13 protein-coding genes are annotated in these 14195 nt (G+C 72.5%); 8 read left to right on the top strand and 5 right to left on the bottom strand.

Annotation, left to right across the window (positions count from 1 at the left end; translation table 11 throughout):
* Nucleotides 1–7 precede the first annotated feature (7 nt).
* The 5 genes from hutH to hutI are packed head-to-tail and all read left to right on the top strand — an operon-like array spanning nucleotide 8 to nucleotide 6865.
* Nucleotides 8–1531 carry a histidine ammonia-lyase gene (gene hutH / locus QRX60_RS04925; protein WP_285999615.1) on the top strand — a complete coding sequence of 508 codons (1524 nt, stop codon included), beginning with the start codon at nucleotides 8–10 and terminating at the stop codon, nucleotides 1529–1531.
* A 57-nt stretch (nucleotides 1532–1588) separates the two neighbouring features.
* Nucleotides 1589–3241, top strand: a complete 1653-nt coding sequence (gene hutU / locus QRX60_RS04920; protein WP_285999614.1) for a urocanate hydratase — start codon at nucleotides 1589–1591, stop codon at nucleotides 3239–3241.
* Entirely contained in the window at nucleotides 3238–4434 is a 1197-nt protein-coding gene (locus tag QRX60_RS04915) for an allantoate amidohydrolase (RefSeq protein ID WP_285999613.1), read from the top strand. Before hutU ends, QRX60_RS04915 begins: the two co-directional genes overlap by 4 nt.
* Nucleotides 4431–5732 carry a formimidoylglutamate deiminase gene (locus QRX60_RS04910; protein WP_285999612.1) on the top strand — a complete coding sequence of 434 codons (1302 nt, stop codon included), beginning with the start codon at nucleotides 4431–4433 and terminating at the stop codon, nucleotides 5730–5732. The genes QRX60_RS04915 and QRX60_RS04910 overlap by 4 nt, the downstream gene beginning before the upstream one ends.
* On the top strand, nucleotides 5720–6865 hold the full coding sequence (gene hutI / locus QRX60_RS04905; protein ID WP_285999611.1) for an imidazolonepropionase: 1146 nt from the start codon (nucleotides 5720–5722) through the stop codon (nucleotides 6863–6865). Before QRX60_RS04910 ends, hutI begins: the two co-directional genes overlap by 13 nt.
* Nucleotides 6866–6869: 4 nt before the next feature.
* Here hutI and QRX60_RS04900 read toward each other — a convergent pair whose 3' ends face one another.
* From QRX60_RS04900 to QRX60_RS04890, 3 genes are all read right to left on the bottom strand, one after another.
* Complete coding sequence (locus QRX60_RS04900) at nucleotides 6870–7736, bottom strand: alpha/beta hydrolase family protein (protein WP_285999610.1); 867 nt, start codon at nucleotides 7734–7736, stop codon at nucleotides 6870–6872.
* Nucleotides 7737–7867: 131 nt separating this feature from the next.
* Entirely contained in the window at nucleotides 7868–9475 is a 1608-nt protein-coding gene (locus QRX60_RS04895; RefSeq protein ID WP_285999609.1) for a sialidase family protein, read from the bottom strand.
* Nucleotides 9472–10902, bottom strand: coding sequence for an acyltransferase (locus QRX60_RS04890; protein WP_285999608.1), 1431 nt, complete (start codon nucleotides 10900–10902; stop codon nucleotides 9472–9474). Before QRX60_RS04890 ends, QRX60_RS04895 begins: the two co-directional genes overlap by 4 nt.
* A 201-nt stretch (nucleotides 10903–11103) precedes the next feature.
* On the opposite strand from QRX60_RS04890, the gene QRX60_RS04885 reads away from it, so the two are divergent.
* Complete coding sequence (locus tag QRX60_RS04885) at nucleotides 11104–12231, top strand: inorganic phosphate transporter (RefSeq protein ID WP_285999607.1); 1128 nt, start codon at nucleotides 11104–11106, stop codon at nucleotides 12229–12231.
* An 8-nt stretch (nucleotides 12232–12239) separates the two neighbouring features.
* Entirely contained in the window at nucleotides 12240–12461 is a 222-nt protein-coding gene (locus tag QRX60_RS04880) for a hypothetical protein (protein ID WP_285999606.1), read from the top strand.
* Here QRX60_RS04880 and QRX60_RS04875 read toward each other — a convergent pair.
* A complete protein-coding gene (locus QRX60_RS04875) occupies nucleotides 12443–13192 on the bottom strand; it encodes a hypothetical protein (RefSeq protein WP_285999605.1) in 750 nt (249 codons plus the stop codon). The genes QRX60_RS04880 and QRX60_RS04875 overlap by 19 nt on opposite strands.
* The gene (locus tag QRX60_RS04870; protein WP_086863938.1) at nucleotides 13189–13398 is read right to left on the bottom strand and encodes a hypothetical protein; all 210 of its coding nucleotides are present in this window, start codon (nucleotides 13396–13398) and stop codon (nucleotides 13189–13191) included. The genes QRX60_RS04875 and QRX60_RS04870 overlap by 4 nt, the downstream gene beginning before the upstream one ends.
* 41 nt (nucleotides 13399–13439) lie before the next feature.
* Between QRX60_RS04870 and QRX60_RS04865 the strand changes: the two genes are divergently transcribed.
* A complete protein-coding gene (locus tag QRX60_RS04865; RefSeq protein WP_285999604.1) occupies nucleotides 13440–14162 on the top strand; it encodes a dienelactone hydrolase family protein in 723 nt (240 codons plus the stop codon).
* Nucleotides 14163–14195: the final 33 nt, after the last annotated feature.

Here is a 14195-nt window from a genome sequence, read left to right as displayed (position 1 = left end):
TGGGGCCATGCCGGAAAAAGTGCTCCTGGGCCCGGAACCCCTGACCGCCGCCCAGGTCGTCGACGTCGTCCGCGGCCACGCGCCGGTCGGGCTCACGGACACCGCCGAGAAGAACCTCGCCGCGACCCGCCAGCACATCGAGAACCTCGCTCACGCCGTCACGCCCACCTACGGCGTCTCGACCGGCTTCGGCGCGCTCGCCACCCGTCACATCCCCGTCGAGAGCCGGACTGCGCTGCAGCGCAGCCTGATCCGCTCGCACGCCGCCGGGGCGGGACCCGCCGTCGAGACCGAGGTCGTGCGCGGCCTCATGCTGCTGCGGCTCCGGACCCTCGCCAGCGGCTACACCGGCGTCCGCCCGGGCACCGCGCAAACGCTTGCGGCCCTGCTCAACGCCGGCATCACGCCGATCGTCCACGAGTACGGCTCGCTCGGCTGCTCCGGTGACCTCGCGCCGCTGGCCGCCGTCGCGCTCGCGCTCATGGGCGAAGGCGAAGTCGAGTACCGCGGCGAAGTCGTCCCGGCCGGCGAAGCGCTGAAGCACGCCGGCATCGAGCCGGTCGTCCTCGCCGAGAAGGAGGGCCTCGCCCTCACCAACGGCACCGACGGCATGCTCGGCATGCTCCTGCTCGCCGCCGCCGACCTGCACCGGCTCTTCGACATCGCGGACCTCACCGCGGCGATGAGCGTCGAGGCGCTGCTCGGCACCGACCGCGCGTTCGCCGCCGACCTCCAAGTCCTACGCCCGCACCCCGGCCAGGCGCTGAGCGCCGCGCGGATGTGGAAAGCGCTCCAAGGATCGAAGATCGTCGAGAGCCACCGCGGCCCGGACTGCAACCGCGTCCAGGACGCCTACTCGCTGCGCTGCGCCCCGCAGGTCCACGGCGCCGCGCGCGACAGCCTCGCCCACGCCGAGCTCGTCGGCGAACGCGAACTGATGTCCGCTGTGGACAATCCCGTCGTGCTGGCCGACGGCCGCGTCGAGTCCAACGGCAACTTCCACGGCGCGCCCGTCGCGTACGTGCTGGACTTCCTGGCCATCCCGGTCGCCGACGTCGCCAGCATCGCCGAGCGCCGTACCGACCGGATGCTCGACAAGGCCCGCTCCCACGGACTGCCGCCGTTCCTCGCGCACGACCCCGGCGTCGACTCCGGCCACATGATCGCCCAGTACACGCAGGCCGCGATCGTCAGCGAGCTCAAGCGGCTCGCGGTCCCGGCGTCCGTCGACTCCATCCCGAGCAGCGCCATGCAGGAGGACCACGTCTCCATGGGCTGGTCGGCCGCGCGGAAGCTGCGCAAGGCCGTCGACGGCCTGACCACGGTGCTGGCCATCGAACTGCTGACGGCGGCCCGGGCGCTGGACTTCCGCGCGCCGCTGGAGCCGTCGCCGGTCACCGGCCGCGTCCGGGACCTGCTCCGCACGAAGGTCGCCGGCCCCGGCCCCGACCGCCACCTGGCGCCCGAGATCGCGGCCGCCGAAGAACTCGTCCGCTCCGGCGCCGTCCTCGACGCCGCCCGCCTGTCGTGAGTGTTTAGGGCGGTTCTAACCGCCCTAAACACTCACGAGCGCCTACCTGGAGGTCTGATGTCCCGCGTAGTCCGTGCCGCCCGCGGCACCCAGCTCACCGCCAAGTCGTGGCAGACCGAAGCCGCGCTGCGCATGTTCCACAACAACCTCGACCCCGACGTCGCCGAGCGGCCCGAGGACCTGGTCGTCTACGGCGGCACCGGCAAGGCCGCGCGCAACTGGGCCAGCTTCGACGCGATCACCCGCGAACTGACCACTTTGGACGTCGACGAGACGCTGCTCGTGCAGTCCGGCAAGCCGGTCGGCGTGTTCCGCACGCACGAGTGGGCGCCGCGCGTGCTCATCGCCAATTCGAACCTGGTCGGCGACTGGGCGACCTGGCCGGAGTTCCGTCGCCTGGAGCAGCAGGGCCTGACGATGTACGGCCAGATGACGGCCGGGTCGTGGATCTACATCGGCACCCAGGGCATCCTCCAGGGCACCTACGAGACGTTCGCCGCCGTCGCGAAGAAGAAGTTCGGCGGCACGCTGAAAGGCACGCTCACCGTCACCGCCGGGCTTGGCGGCATGGGCGGCGCGCAACCCCTCGCCGTGACCATGAACGACGGCGTCGCGCTCGTCGTCGAGTGCGACCCGCAGCGCGCGCACCGCCGCGTCGAGACGCGCTACCTCGACGAGGTCGCCGACGACCTCGACGACGCCATCGCCCGCGTCACCAAGGCGAAGCAGGAGAAACGGCCGCTGTCGGTCGGCGTCGTCGGCAACGCCGCCGAGGTGCTGCCGGAGCTGCTGCGCCGCGGCGTCGAGGTCGACATCGTCACCGACCAGACGTCCGCGCACGACCCGCTTTCGTACCTGCCCAAGGGCGTCAGCGTCGAGGACTGGCACGACTACGCGGCCAAGAAGCCCGACGAGTTCACCGACCGCTCGCGCGAGTCGATGGCCGACCACGTCGACGCCATGCTCGGCTTCCTCGACAAGGGCGCGGAGGTCTTCGACTACGGCAACTCGCTGCGCGGCGAGGCGAAGCTCGGCGGCTGCGAGCGGGCGTTCGACTTCCCCGGGTTCGTGCCCGCCTACATCCGCCCGCTGTTCTGCGAGGGCAACGGCCCGTTCCGCTGGGCCGCGCTGTCCGGCGACCCCGAGGACATCGCCGCGACCGACCGGGCGATGCTGGACCTGTTCCCGGAGAACGAATCCCTCGCCCGCTGGATCCGGCTCGCGGGGGAACGCGTGGCGTTCCAGGGCCTGCCCGCCCGGATCTGCTGGCTCGGCTACGGCGAGCGGCACCTGGCCGGCCTGCGGTTCAACGAGATGGTCGCCAGCGGCGAGCTGAAGGCGCCGGTCGTCATCGGGCGCGACCACCTCGACTCCGGCAGCGTCGCCTCGCCGTACCGCGAGACCGAGGGCATGGCCGACGGCTCCGACGCGATCGCCGACTGGCCGCTGCTCAACGCGCTGGTCAACACCTCGTCCGGCGCCAGCTGGGTGTCGATCCACCACGGCGGCGGTGTCGGCATGGGCCGCTCGATCCACGCCGGCCAGGTCAGCGTCGCCGACGGGACGCCGCTGGCCGCGCAGAAGCTGGAGCGGGTCCTCACCAACGACCCGGGCATGGGCGTCATCCGGCACGTCGACGCCGGTTACGACCGCGCTGCCGAAGTCGCCGACGAGCGTGGGGTGCGCGTGCCGATGCGGGAGGACGCGTGACGGCTTCCGGGCTGCTGGCCGAGATCGGCGACGTCGGGCGCGACCCGAAGCGCGGCGGCTACTCGCGGCACGCCTTCGACGGGCCGGAACAGGACCTGCGCGCGTGGTTCGTCGAGCGCGCGCTGGGCCTCGAACTCGACGTCGAGACCGACCGCAACGGCAACATCTGGGCCTGGTGGGGCCCGCCGGGCCGGGGTGCCGTCGTCACCGGCAGCCACCTCGACTCGGTGCCCGGCGGTGGTGCGTTCGACGGCCCGCTCGGGGTCGCGAGCGCGCTGGCCGCCGTGGAAGCCTTGCAAGTCAAGGGGTTCCGGCCGCGCAAGCCGCTCGCCGTCGTGGTGTTCGCCGAGGAGGAGGGTGGCCGGTTCGGCGTCCCGTGCCTCGGCTCGCGGCTGCTCACCGGCACCATCGACGCCGACAAGGCGCGCGGCCTGCGGGACGCCGACGGCGTCACCTTCGCGGAAGCGGCCGCGAAGGCCGGCTTCGACCCGGCCCGGATCGGGCCGGACCCGGAGCGCCTCGACCGGATCGGCCGGTTCGTCGAACTGCACGTCGAGCAGGGGCGAGGGCTCATCGACCTCGGTGCGCCGGTGGCCGTCGGCAGCACGGTGATCGCGCACGGCCGGTGGCGGTTCTCCTTCGCGGGGCAGGGGAACCACGCCGGGGCGACGCTGCTGGCCGACCGGGCCGACCCGATGCTGCCGGCCGCCGCGACGGTCACCGCCGTCCGGCGGCTCGCTTCGGCCGTGCCGGACGCGCGGGCGACCGTCGGCCGGCTCGTGCCGACCCCCGGCGGCACCAACGTCATCGCGTCCACAGTGGACCTGTGGCTCGACGCGCGGGTGCCCGGCCCGGGCACGCCCGAGCTGGTCGGCGAGATCAGCCGGGCCGCGGCCGCCGCCGCGGAAGAGGAGGGCTGCCGGGTCACGGTGACCCGGGAGTCCTACTCGGGCGATGTCGTGTTCGACGACGCCCTGCGCCGTGACCTCGGCGGCTGGCTCGGCGGGCCGCCGGAGCTGCCGACCGGCGCCGGGCACGACGCCGCGATCCTCGCCGGGTTCGTCCCGGCGGGGATGCTCTACGTGCGCAACCCGACCGGGATCAGTCACTCGCCGGAGGAGTTCGCCGAGGCGGCCGACGTCGAAGCCGGCGCGAAGGCCCTTGCGGACGTCCTGGAGCAGCTGGCGCGATGACTTTCTGGTGCGCACAGGCGTGGCTGCCCGGCGGGATCGCCGCCGGGGTGCGGATCGACGTCGCCGACGGGCGGATCACCGCGGTGACGCCCGGTTCGCCGCGGGCCGGGACAGTGCTCGACGGACTGACGCTGCCGGGCTTCGCGAACGGGCATTCGCACGCCTTCCACCGGGCCCTGCGGGGCCGGACGCACCACGAGCGCGGCACGTTCTGGACGTGGCGCGAGCGGATGTACTCGCTGGCCGCGCGGCTCGACCCCGACACGTACTACCGGCTGGCGCGCGGCGTCTACGCCGAGATGGTCCTGGGCGGGTACACGAGTGTGGGCGAGTTCCACTACCTGCACCACGCGCCCGGCGGGAAGCCGTACGCCGACCCGAACGCGATGGGGGAGGCCCTGCGCCAGGCCGCCGCGGACGCCGGGATCCGGCTGACGCTCCTGGACACGTGTTACCTCGCGGGCGGCATCGGCGTCGAGCCGGACGAGGTCCAGCAGCGGTTCTCCGACGGTTCGGCTTCGGCCTGGGCCTCACGCGTCGGGGAACTGAAGGAAGGCGACCTGTTCCGGGCCGGTGGAGCGATCCACTCCGTACGCGCGGTCCCCGAAGACCAATTGTCCGAAGTGGACAACGCGGTACCCGGGAGCCGGCCGTTGCACATCCACTTGTCGGAGCAGCGGGCCGAGAACGAGCAGTGCGAAGCGGCCACCGGATTCACCCCGACCGGGCTGCTGTGGGACCACGGCGTGCTCGACGAGCGGCTCACCGTCGTGCACGCGACCCACCTCACCGACCGGGACGTGCGGTGGCTCGGCGAGTTCCGGGTCGGGGCGTGCTTCTGCCCGACCACCGAACGCGACCTCGGTGACGGTATCGGCCCGGCCCGCGCGCTGCGGGATGCCGGGGTGCGGCTGAGCATCGGCAGCGACTCCAACGCCGTCGTCGACGCCTTCGAGGAAACCCGCGCGCTGGAGCTGGACGACCGCCTGGCCAGCGAGGAACGCGGCCGGTTCACCGCCGAGGAGCTGCTGGAGGCGGGCACCGACCACGCAGCCGTCGGCTGGCCCGAGGTCGGCCGCCTCGAAGAGGGGGCGGGCGCGGACTTCGTGACGGTCGGCCTGGACTCGGTCCGGACGGCCGGGATCGAGCCGTCGGGAGTGGTGTTCGCGGCGTCCGGGGCCGACGTCCGGCACGTCGTGGTGGCGGGCCGCGAGGTCGTGCGGGAAGGTGAACACCAGCTGGTCGAGCGACCGGAATCCGTCCTGGCGAAGGAGATCGAGGCACTGTGGCAGTCCTGATCACGGGGATCGGCGAGCTGACGACCAACGATCCCGAGCTGGGGAGGCTCACCGACGCCGCCCTGGTCATCGAAGGCCCGAAAATCGCGTGGGTGGGTGCCGCGAGCCAGGCGCCGGACGCCGACGAGCGTGTCGACGTCGAAGGCCGCGCGGTGCTCCCCGGCTGGGTCGACAGCCACACGCACCTCGTCTTCGCCGGCGACCGCACCGCCGAGTTCGAGGCGCGGATGGCCGGAAAGCCCTACACGGCGGGCGGAATCGCGATCACCGTCGGCGCGACGCGGGAGGCGACCGACGAGCAGCTGGCGGCGAACCTGCGTCGCCATGTCGACGAAGCGTCCCGGCAAGGGACGACCTGCCTGGAGACCAAGACGGGCTACGGCCTCACGGTCGCGGACGAGGCCCGGAGCGCCCGGATCGCCGGGGAGGTGGCCGACGAGGTCACGTTCCTCGGCGCGCACCTGGTCCCGCCGGGTGCCGATGCCGAGTCCTATGTGGACCTGGTCTGCGGCGAGATGCTCGACGCCGTCGCGGGAAGCGTGCGCTGGGCGGACGTCTTCTGCGAGACCGGTGCGTTCGACGAGGCCCAGTCGACGCGGGTCCTGAAAGCCGCCGCCGAGCGCGGGCTCGGCCTGCGCGTGCACGGCAACCAGCTCGGTGAAGGCCCGGGCGTACGGCTGGCCGTCGAACTCGGCGCGGCCAGTGTCGACCACTGCACCTACTTGAGCGACGCCGACGTCGAGGCCCTGGCCGCTTCGGACACCGTGGCGACTTTGCTGCCCGCATGCGATTTGTCGACCCGCCAGCCGCTCGCTCCGGCCCGGCGGCTGCTCGACGCGGGCGCGACCGTCGCGCTGGCCAGCAACGCCAATCCGGGCAGCTCGTACACGACGTCGATGGCGTTCTGCGTGGCGACGGCGGTGCTGCAGATGCGGATGACGATCGAGGAAGCGGTCTGGGCGGCGACGGCGGGCGGGGCGAAGGCGTTGCGCCGCGAGGACGTGGGCGTCCTGCACCCGGGAGCCCGGGCGGACGTCCACGTCCTCGACGCGCCTTCGGTGACGCACCTGGCCTACCGGCCGGGCGTGCCGCTCACGAAATCGGTGTGGCGCGCCGGAGATCGAGTGCGCTGACCGGTCAGAGCGGCAGCGTGAACGGCGTGCACTTCGGCGTGTAGGACGCGTCGAGCGCGTGCAGGATCAGGCCGGTGACGTTCGGGTCGATCGCCTGGCTCAGGTGACCCGAAGCATCGGACGGGCAGAAGTCCTGCAGCACGACGTCCGTCGCGCCCGGCTCGTTCAGGATGCCGCTGGTGTACGGCGTGACGACCTCGTCGTACTTGCTCACGATGCTCGTGTACGCCGGGCCGGCGACGTGCACGCCGCCGCGGGCGAGGTCGTCCAGGAAGGCCGACGGTGCCAGGTACTCCGTGCACGCGCCGCACGCCGTCCGCACGATCGCGCCGAGCCCGGGCACCGTGGTCAGCAGCGCCTTGGCCAGCGCGTCGAGGCCGCCGAGGGTGGTGCCGCGGTAGTTCGCGCCGAAGCCGGCGAAGTGCGCGACCTTCGCCGCGCCGCCGCCGTACTTCAGGTAGTACGCGGGCATCGTGCTGCCCTCGGAGTGGCCGACGATGTCGACCTTCGCCGCGCCGGTCGCGGACCGCACCCGGTCGACGAACCGGCCGAGCTGGGCGGCGCTGTCGCGCATCGACGCGAGCCCGCCGACGCCGGGGCCGAGGATGCCGGTGCCGTACGTCAGCGAGAAGACGCAGTAGCCCTGGGCGGCGATCTTCGGCGCGTGGAAGAACCAGTTGACGGTGTCGTTCGCGCCGAGACCGTGCACGAGCACGACGGGCTGCGGGTGCGTGGCCGACGGACGGCAGCCCCAGTCGTTCCATCCGCTGCCCGGCGCCGCGTCGGCGACCGCCGGCGCGGCGGCGCCGAAGGTGAGCGCCGCGGCGAGCACGGTCAGGATTCGCTTGACACCGCCGTTGGTGACCCGCATTCCGTTGCCTCCAGTTACCCGTCGGTACGTGACACGGATCATGATCGGTCACATGCCGCCGGCGAAGACCTGGGACAACGCTCAGAGTTGCCCGGCGCCCGTTGTGACGGGTCACAACGGGCGCCGGACGCTCAGCCGGTGACGACGATCCGGCGGCACTGGTTCGTGCCGCCGGCCTGCTCGTTGATCTTCACGCCCGCGGCGGTGCCGCTGAGCGCCGTGTTGTCGCCCGAGGACAGGTCGAAGTGGATCAGCGTCTCGCCGTTGACCGCGGCGGTGACCGTGCCGGCCCGGACGGCCGCGGCGAGCGTGTGGAACCCGCCGGCGTTGACCGGTTTCCCGGTCGCCAGCACCAGCTGGGTCAGCGTGCCGCCGATGGCCTTGTAGACGCGGAGGTTCACGCCACCCGTCTCGGCCGTGAAGAGCAGGTAGTTCGACGCGTCGGTGTACCGGAGGAAGACGCCGAACCCGGCCTGGCCGGTCCACAGGAAGTCGGCCTCGACGCGGTGGTCCGCGCTCGACGTCTCGAGCACCGCGTGGTCGGCGACGTTGTCGGCGCTGGCCGAGCGGAGCACCCCGTCCGTCACGGTCACCGCGCCGTTCCCCGTCCACCACGGGATGGGGAGGCCGCCGTTCGGCTGCTGGAACGTCGTGCCGAGCACGAGCTGGTCGTAGCCGGACCGGGCGGCGTCCTGCTCGCCGGGGACGAACCCGAGCGGGGTCTCCTGCGCACCGCTGCCCAGGTAGGCGCACGCCAGCCGCGAGTCCGTGCTCGTCGAGTCCTCGGCGGCCAGCACCGTGAAGACCTGGCCCGGCGTGGTCTCCAGCATCGACGCGTACGTCGACATCCCGCCCTTCGCCGGCGTCTGGACGACGTAGGGCGGCAACCAGGTCGCGCCGCGGTCGCGCGTGGCCCGCACGGCGAACCGGCGTGCCGCGTCCCGCAGGTAGACGACGATGGTGTCGTCGGCCAGCCACACCGAGGACGGGCGGCCGGTGCCGGCGAACGCGGCGGCCGGCGTCGACCACGTGGTGCCGTTGTCGGTCGAGAGCGCCGTGCCGATGGAGGCGTTGTTGCCCCAGCGGAAGGTCAGGAAGAGCGCGGTGTCCCGCTGCACCAGGTACGGCTCCTGGTAGTCCCGGCCGGCGGTCTGGCCGTTGACGACCCGGCTCGACGTCCAGGTGGCCCCGTTGTCGGACGAACGTGCGATCCACACCGAGTCGAAGGTCTCGCTGCCGGCCTTCGAGTAGTGCGCCGCGAGCAGCGTCCCGTCCGCGAGCTGGACGACCGGAGCGGTGATCGCCGACGACGGCAGGTTCGCGTCGATCCGCACCTCGGCGCCCCACGTCGCGCCGCCGTCGGTGGACGAGCGGAAGAACGAGCCCGCGGCGCCGACCGCGGTGGTGCCCTTGAAGTAGGTCAGGTAGAGCGTGGTGCCGGTGCGGCTGAGGGACACGGACGGGTCGCGGTAGTCGACCCCGGCGGACGCGGCGACGACGGTGGCGGGCGCGGACCACGTCTTCCCGTTGTCGTGGCCGGCGGTGCTCCGCAGGAAGCCGTCGCGGTTGGCGTAGTGGTTGCTGCCCTGGCGGAAGACGACGTAGAGCGTGTTGTCGGGCAACCGGGTCACGCTCGGGAACGCCGAATGCTGGGTGTCCTGGCCGTACGCGATGGTGGGCTTGGTGGGCCGGATGGTCCGGACGACGCCGAGGGGACTGTCGGGTTGCCGCAAAGTCATGCCCCGACCGTAGCGGTGGGATCGGCCCGGGTCGGCTCCTTTCCCGTGGTTCGCCCGAACAGCGTCACGATCCCGGCCGCCGCGACCAGGCCGCAGAGCCACGCGAACCAGTCGCCGAAGCGCGCGTACGGGGTCTTGCCCGGTCCGATCGGGACATCGGCGACGACCACCGTGAACGCGCTGCCGGCCGTGTGGGCGTCGGCCAGTACGCGGCCCCGGGCGTCCGCGAGCGTCGGCGTGCCGTGGGCGGCGCTCCACCCGACCGAGAAGCCGTTCTCGACGCCGCGGATCAGGGCCGTGCGGCTGTGCACCCAGCCGTCGGCGTTCTCGTCGGAGGCCGGGATGAGCACCAGGCCGGTGCCGGCCTCGCCGTATTCGCCGCTGGGGTCGGCGAAGTTGACGTCCATGCACACCATGAGCCCGATCCCGGCGAGGTGCGCGAGCTCGGTGCCGGACGCGATGTTCTTCGAATCCCCGTTGTGCCACTTGTGGTACTCGACCGGAGCGCCGGACGGCGGCACGGCGAGGGCGGCGTTGAACCGGCCCTCGGGGGTGGTGTCGAGGACGCCGGTGACGACGTCGAGGTTCCGCGTGCGGGCGACCTCCGTGAACGCCTCGACGAGCCGCGGGCGGCTGGCCCGGTCCACGGCGAAGGCGGCTTCGGGGAGCACGACGGCCCGGACGCCGTCCGGCAGCCGGCCGATCTGGTCCACATAGGACCGAAGGAGCGCCTGGCCGTCCGGGGTCGCGACGTCGACGGCCCAGCGGCTCTGCCCCGGCGCGACCAGGGCGATCCGCGTCGACGGCCCGGTGAGCGGCGGAACGCTCCAGAAGACGAGCCCGCCCAGCGCGGCGGCGACGGCGACCAGCCCGGTCAGCCGGGCGGCGCCGCGGACGCCGGGAGCGAGCGCGGCGGCGACCGCGGCCGGGACCAGGAACACCAGGAACTCCACGCCCCAGCCGCCGGTGACCGCGGCGATCCGCAGCACGGACGGCCGGTCGGCCTGGGTCGTCATCAGCGTGCCCATGAGGCCGGTCGGGTTGAGCAGCGAAACGCCGTAGAGCACGACGGTCCACAACGCGGGTGCGGCGAGCGTGGCCGGCAAGCCGTGGCCGCGGCGGACCAGCAGCCGGAAGAGGCCGGTGCTCGCCGCGAACAGCAGGGCACTGCCGCCGAGGATCGCGATCGCCGCGGGCCGCGGGACCGACAGCGAGTGCCAGAAGTAGCTCCAGGTGCCGGCGCTGCCCGCCAGGTAGGCGGCGAACGCGCAGCCGAGCGCGGCCGCGCCGGGGACGCGGGGGGCGAGCAGCAGGATCGGCAGCGGTGCCGGCCAAGCGAGTTCGGGCACCGGATCCAGGCCGGTCCCGAAGAAGAACAACACCGCCGACGCCACCGTCGCGACGACCGCCCACCCCAGCTTGTTCATCACTGCCCCTTTCGTCCCGCATCGACGCTCGCAGGCGAACCGGGCGAAGGCACTGGGCCGGCCCCCCGGGGCCGAGGTGGGGCTGTCCCCACCCCGGTTCATCGAGAGTTCAGGGAGCCGTCACACGACAGGGATCGGAGGGCGTCTTGTTGATCAGTAGCGTTGCTAACGAACAGCCTCCGGCTTCGGAAGAGGGCCGCCATGGACTTCTCGCTCATCGTGCTGGTGGTGATCGTCGCGGCACTGGCCTTCGACTTCACCAACGGCTTCCACGACACGGCCAACGCGATGGCCACCTCGATCGCCACCGGCGCCCTGAAGCCGCGGGTCGCGGTCGCCGTGTCCGCCGTGCTGAACCTCGTCGGCGCGTTCCTCTCGGTGGAGGTCGCGAAGACGATCTCCGGCGGCATCGTCGACGACACCAAGGTGACGCCGGTGATCATCTTCGCCGGCCTGGTCGGGGCGATCGTGTGGAACCTGGTGACCTGGCTCATCGGGCTGCCGTCCAGCTCGTCGCACGCCCTCTTCGGCGGGTTGATCGGCGCCACCTGGATCGCCTCCGGCTCGGACGCCGTCCACTTCGGGAAGGTCGTCGAGAAGGTCCTCATCCCCGCGCTCGCCTCGCCGATCGTCGCCGGGATCGTCGCGACGCTGGGCACCTTCCTCGTCTACCGGATCACCGCCCGCGCGAAGCAGGACACGGTGGGCCGGACCTTCAAGGCCGGCCAGATCGCCTCGGCGTCGCTGGTGTCGCTCGCGCACGGCACGAACGACGCGCAGAAGACGATGGGCGTCATCACGCTGACGCTGATCGCGTCCGGTTCGCTCGCGCCGAACTCGGGCCCGCCGCTCTGGGTGATCCTGACCGCCGGCGCCGCGATCGCGCTCGGCACCTACCTCGGCGGCTGGCGGATCATCCAGACGATGGGCAAGAAGCTCACCGAAATCCAGACGCCGCAAGGGTTCGCGGCCGAAACCAGCGCCGCGGCGGTCATCCTCACCTCGGCGCACCTCGGGTTCGCGCTGTCCACCACGCACGTCTGCTCGGGCGGCATCATCGGCTCCGGTCTCGGCCGCAAGCTCGCCGAGGTCCGCTGGGGCGTGGCGGGCAAGATGGTCGTCGCCTGGGCGCTGACGCTGCCCGCCGCCGCGATCGTCGGCGCGGTCGCCGCCGAGGTGTCGACGCTCGGCACCTGGGGAACCGTGCTGGTGGGCCTGGCCGGGGTCGTCGTCGCGCTGGGCATCTACCTCGCGTCGAAGCGGAACCCGGTGAACGCGAACTCCATCAACGACTCCGAGCCGGCTGTACCGCAGCCGGCCAACGCCTGAGGAGCGCCGTGCACATCAATTGGGGTTCCCTCGGGATCGTCTTCGTCGTCGCCCTCGCTTCGGTGGTCGTGCTGACGAGCCTCTTCTCCTTCGGGGTGGTCGGGCTCTCCCAGCGCGAATCGGCCCGCGAAACCGGGGCCTCGGGCACCGGCCCGCTGGCCGGCGCGGTCATCTGCTTCGCCCTGTGCGCGGCGATCGTCGGCTACGGGATCTACTTGATCGTCGCCTGAGCGCGTTCCCGCAGCCCGTCGGGCAGCCCGCCGAGCATCGGCGCGAGCGTCGCCCGGCGGGCTTCGCCCAGGTGGTTCAGCATGTCGAGCGCCGGGGTCCACAGCTCCTCGTCGGCCCCGGCGGCGGTGATCAGCCGGCCCAGCCGGTGGGCCGGGAGCAGGCCGACGACGTGGTCGATGCGGTTCTTGTCGTCGAGCACGAACGCGATCCGCAGCAGGCCGGGGTCGTCGATCTCCTCCAGGGCCCGCCGCACGGTCGGGTCCGGCAGGTGCCCGACGAACCGGCCGAGGGTGATCCAGTCCTTCTTGCGCGCCAGCTCGTTCGCCACCGCCAGGACGGTGTCCAGGGGGATGCCGGAGATGATCGCGCTCGCGCGCCGCGGGTCGAGCTCGGCGGCGACCTCGGCGAGGAACCGCGGGTGCAGCCGCTTGGCGACGTCGACGCCGCGCGCGGGGTCGACCACCCCGGCGATCCGGGCGCACAGCAGCGGGCCGAAGACCTTTTCGGCGATCTTGGCGAGCACCGCGCCGGGCAGCAGCCGGGCGGCCAGTGCCATCCGCTGCAGCACCGCGATGTTCGCGTCGAAGAGCGTGTCGGTGACCTGCTCGCGGAACGCCTGCAGGTCATCGGCGTCGACACGCGCGAGATATCCGAGCCGCGCCGGCTCGACGCCGAGGACGCGCGCGAGCTTCAGGATCTCCGCTTCGGCCGCGTAGTCTTCAGCGGTCACAGCCCCACCGCCTTCCGGACCGCGCCGCGCAGCAACGCGGGGACGTACCGGAGGCCCTCTTCGCCCGCTTCGGCGAGCGCTTTCGCCTGCCGCCTGCGCGCGTCGCGCAACGCGTCGGCGAGGTCCTGCCGTTCGTGCTCTTCGAGGGCCTCGATGCCTTCGGGGAGGTAGCCGCCCAACTGTTCGGCGAGTGTGCGCTCGGCCATGGTGGATCATCATGCATGACGGCCCGCGCTACCGTGCGGATATGAGCATCGAGACGTCCACGGTCCGTGTCGGCGACCTCTCCGCCTACCTGGCCCGCCCGGCCGGCCGCGGTTTGGGAGACGCAGGCGCGTCCGGGATGTTGCTCCTGCCGATGATCACCGGTATCGGCGAGCAGGTCCGCGCCTGGGCCGACGAGCTGGCCGGCCGCGGGATCACCGCGTTGACCTGGGACGCCTTCCACGGCGCGAGCACCGACAACACCTCCCGCGAGGACCTCGGCGCGAAGCTGGGCGAGCTGCGCGACGAGACCGCGCTCGCCGAGCAGACGGCGTTGCTCGACCACCTGCTCGGTGACCTCGGCTGCACGTCGGCCGGGGTCATGGGCTGGTGCCTCGGCGGCCGGTTCGCGCTCCTGCTCGCGGCTCGTGACCAGCGGCTTTCCGGCGTCGTCGCGTACCACCCGACGGTCCGCGACCCGGCGCCGCCGAACCACGACCTCGACCCGGTCGCTTTGTCGGCTCGGATCACGGCGCCGGTGCTGGTCGCCTACCCGGAGGCCGACAGCGTCGTCTCGCACGAGACGTTCGCCCGGTTGCAGACGGCGTTGCAGTCCCGCCCGCGCGGCGCGACGTTCACCCAGCACTTCCCGGGCGCCGAACACGGGTTCAGCGACTCTTCGCGGCACGGCACCGCCGTCAACGCCGACGCGTACGCGCTGTCCTGGCCGCAGACGCTGGCCTTCCTGGACACCCGGAAAGGTTGACTTTCGGCAGTGGTCGGCGCCGGTCGCGGCTTG

This window comes from Amycolatopsis mongoliensis (assembly GCF_030285665.1).
Lineage (GTDB): Bacteria > Actinomycetota > Actinomycetes > Mycobacteriales > Pseudonocardiaceae > Amycolatopsis > Amycolatopsis mongoliensis.
This window is presented reverse-complemented; position numbering and strand designations above follow the sequence as displayed.

What these genes read in the sequence shown, in the direction of transcription:
- QRX60_RS04910 (WP_285999612.1), top strand. Translation starts at nt 4,431, where the DNA reads ATGACTTTCTGGTGCGCACAGGCGTGGCTGCCCGGCGGGATCGCCGCC.
- QRX60_RS04870 (WP_086863938.1), bottom strand. Translation starts at nt 13,398, where the DNA reads ATGGCCGAGCGCACACTCGCCGAACAGTTGGGCGGCTACCTCCCCGAA.
- QRX60_RS04890 (WP_285999608.1), bottom strand. Translation starts at nt 10,902, where the DNA reads ATGAACAAGCTGGGGTGGGCGGTCGTCGCGACGGTGGCGTCGGCGGTG.
- QRX60_RS04895 (WP_285999609.1), bottom strand. Translation starts at nt 9,475, where the DNA reads ATGACTTTGCGGCAACCCGACAGTCCCCTCGGCGTCGTCCGGACCATC.
- QRX60_RS04900 (WP_285999610.1), bottom strand. Translation starts at nt 7,736, where the DNA reads ATGCGGGTCACCAACGGCGGTGTCAAGCGAATCCTGACCGTGCTCGCC.
- hutU (WP_285999614.1), top strand. Translation starts at nt 1,589, where the DNA reads ATGTCCCGCGTAGTCCGTGCCGCCCGCGGCACCCAGCTCACCGCCAAG.
- QRX60_RS04885 (WP_285999607.1), top strand. Translation starts at nt 11,104, where the DNA reads ATGGACTTCTCGCTCATCGTGCTGGTGGTGATCGTCGCGGCACTGGCC.
- QRX60_RS04865 (WP_285999604.1), top strand. Translation starts at nt 13,440, where the DNA reads ATGAGCATCGAGACGTCCACGGTCCGTGTCGGCGACCTCTCCGCCTAC.
- hutH (WP_285999615.1), top strand. Translation starts at nt 8, where the DNA reads ATGCCGGAAAAAGTGCTCCTGGGCCCGGAACCCCTGACCGCCGCCCAG.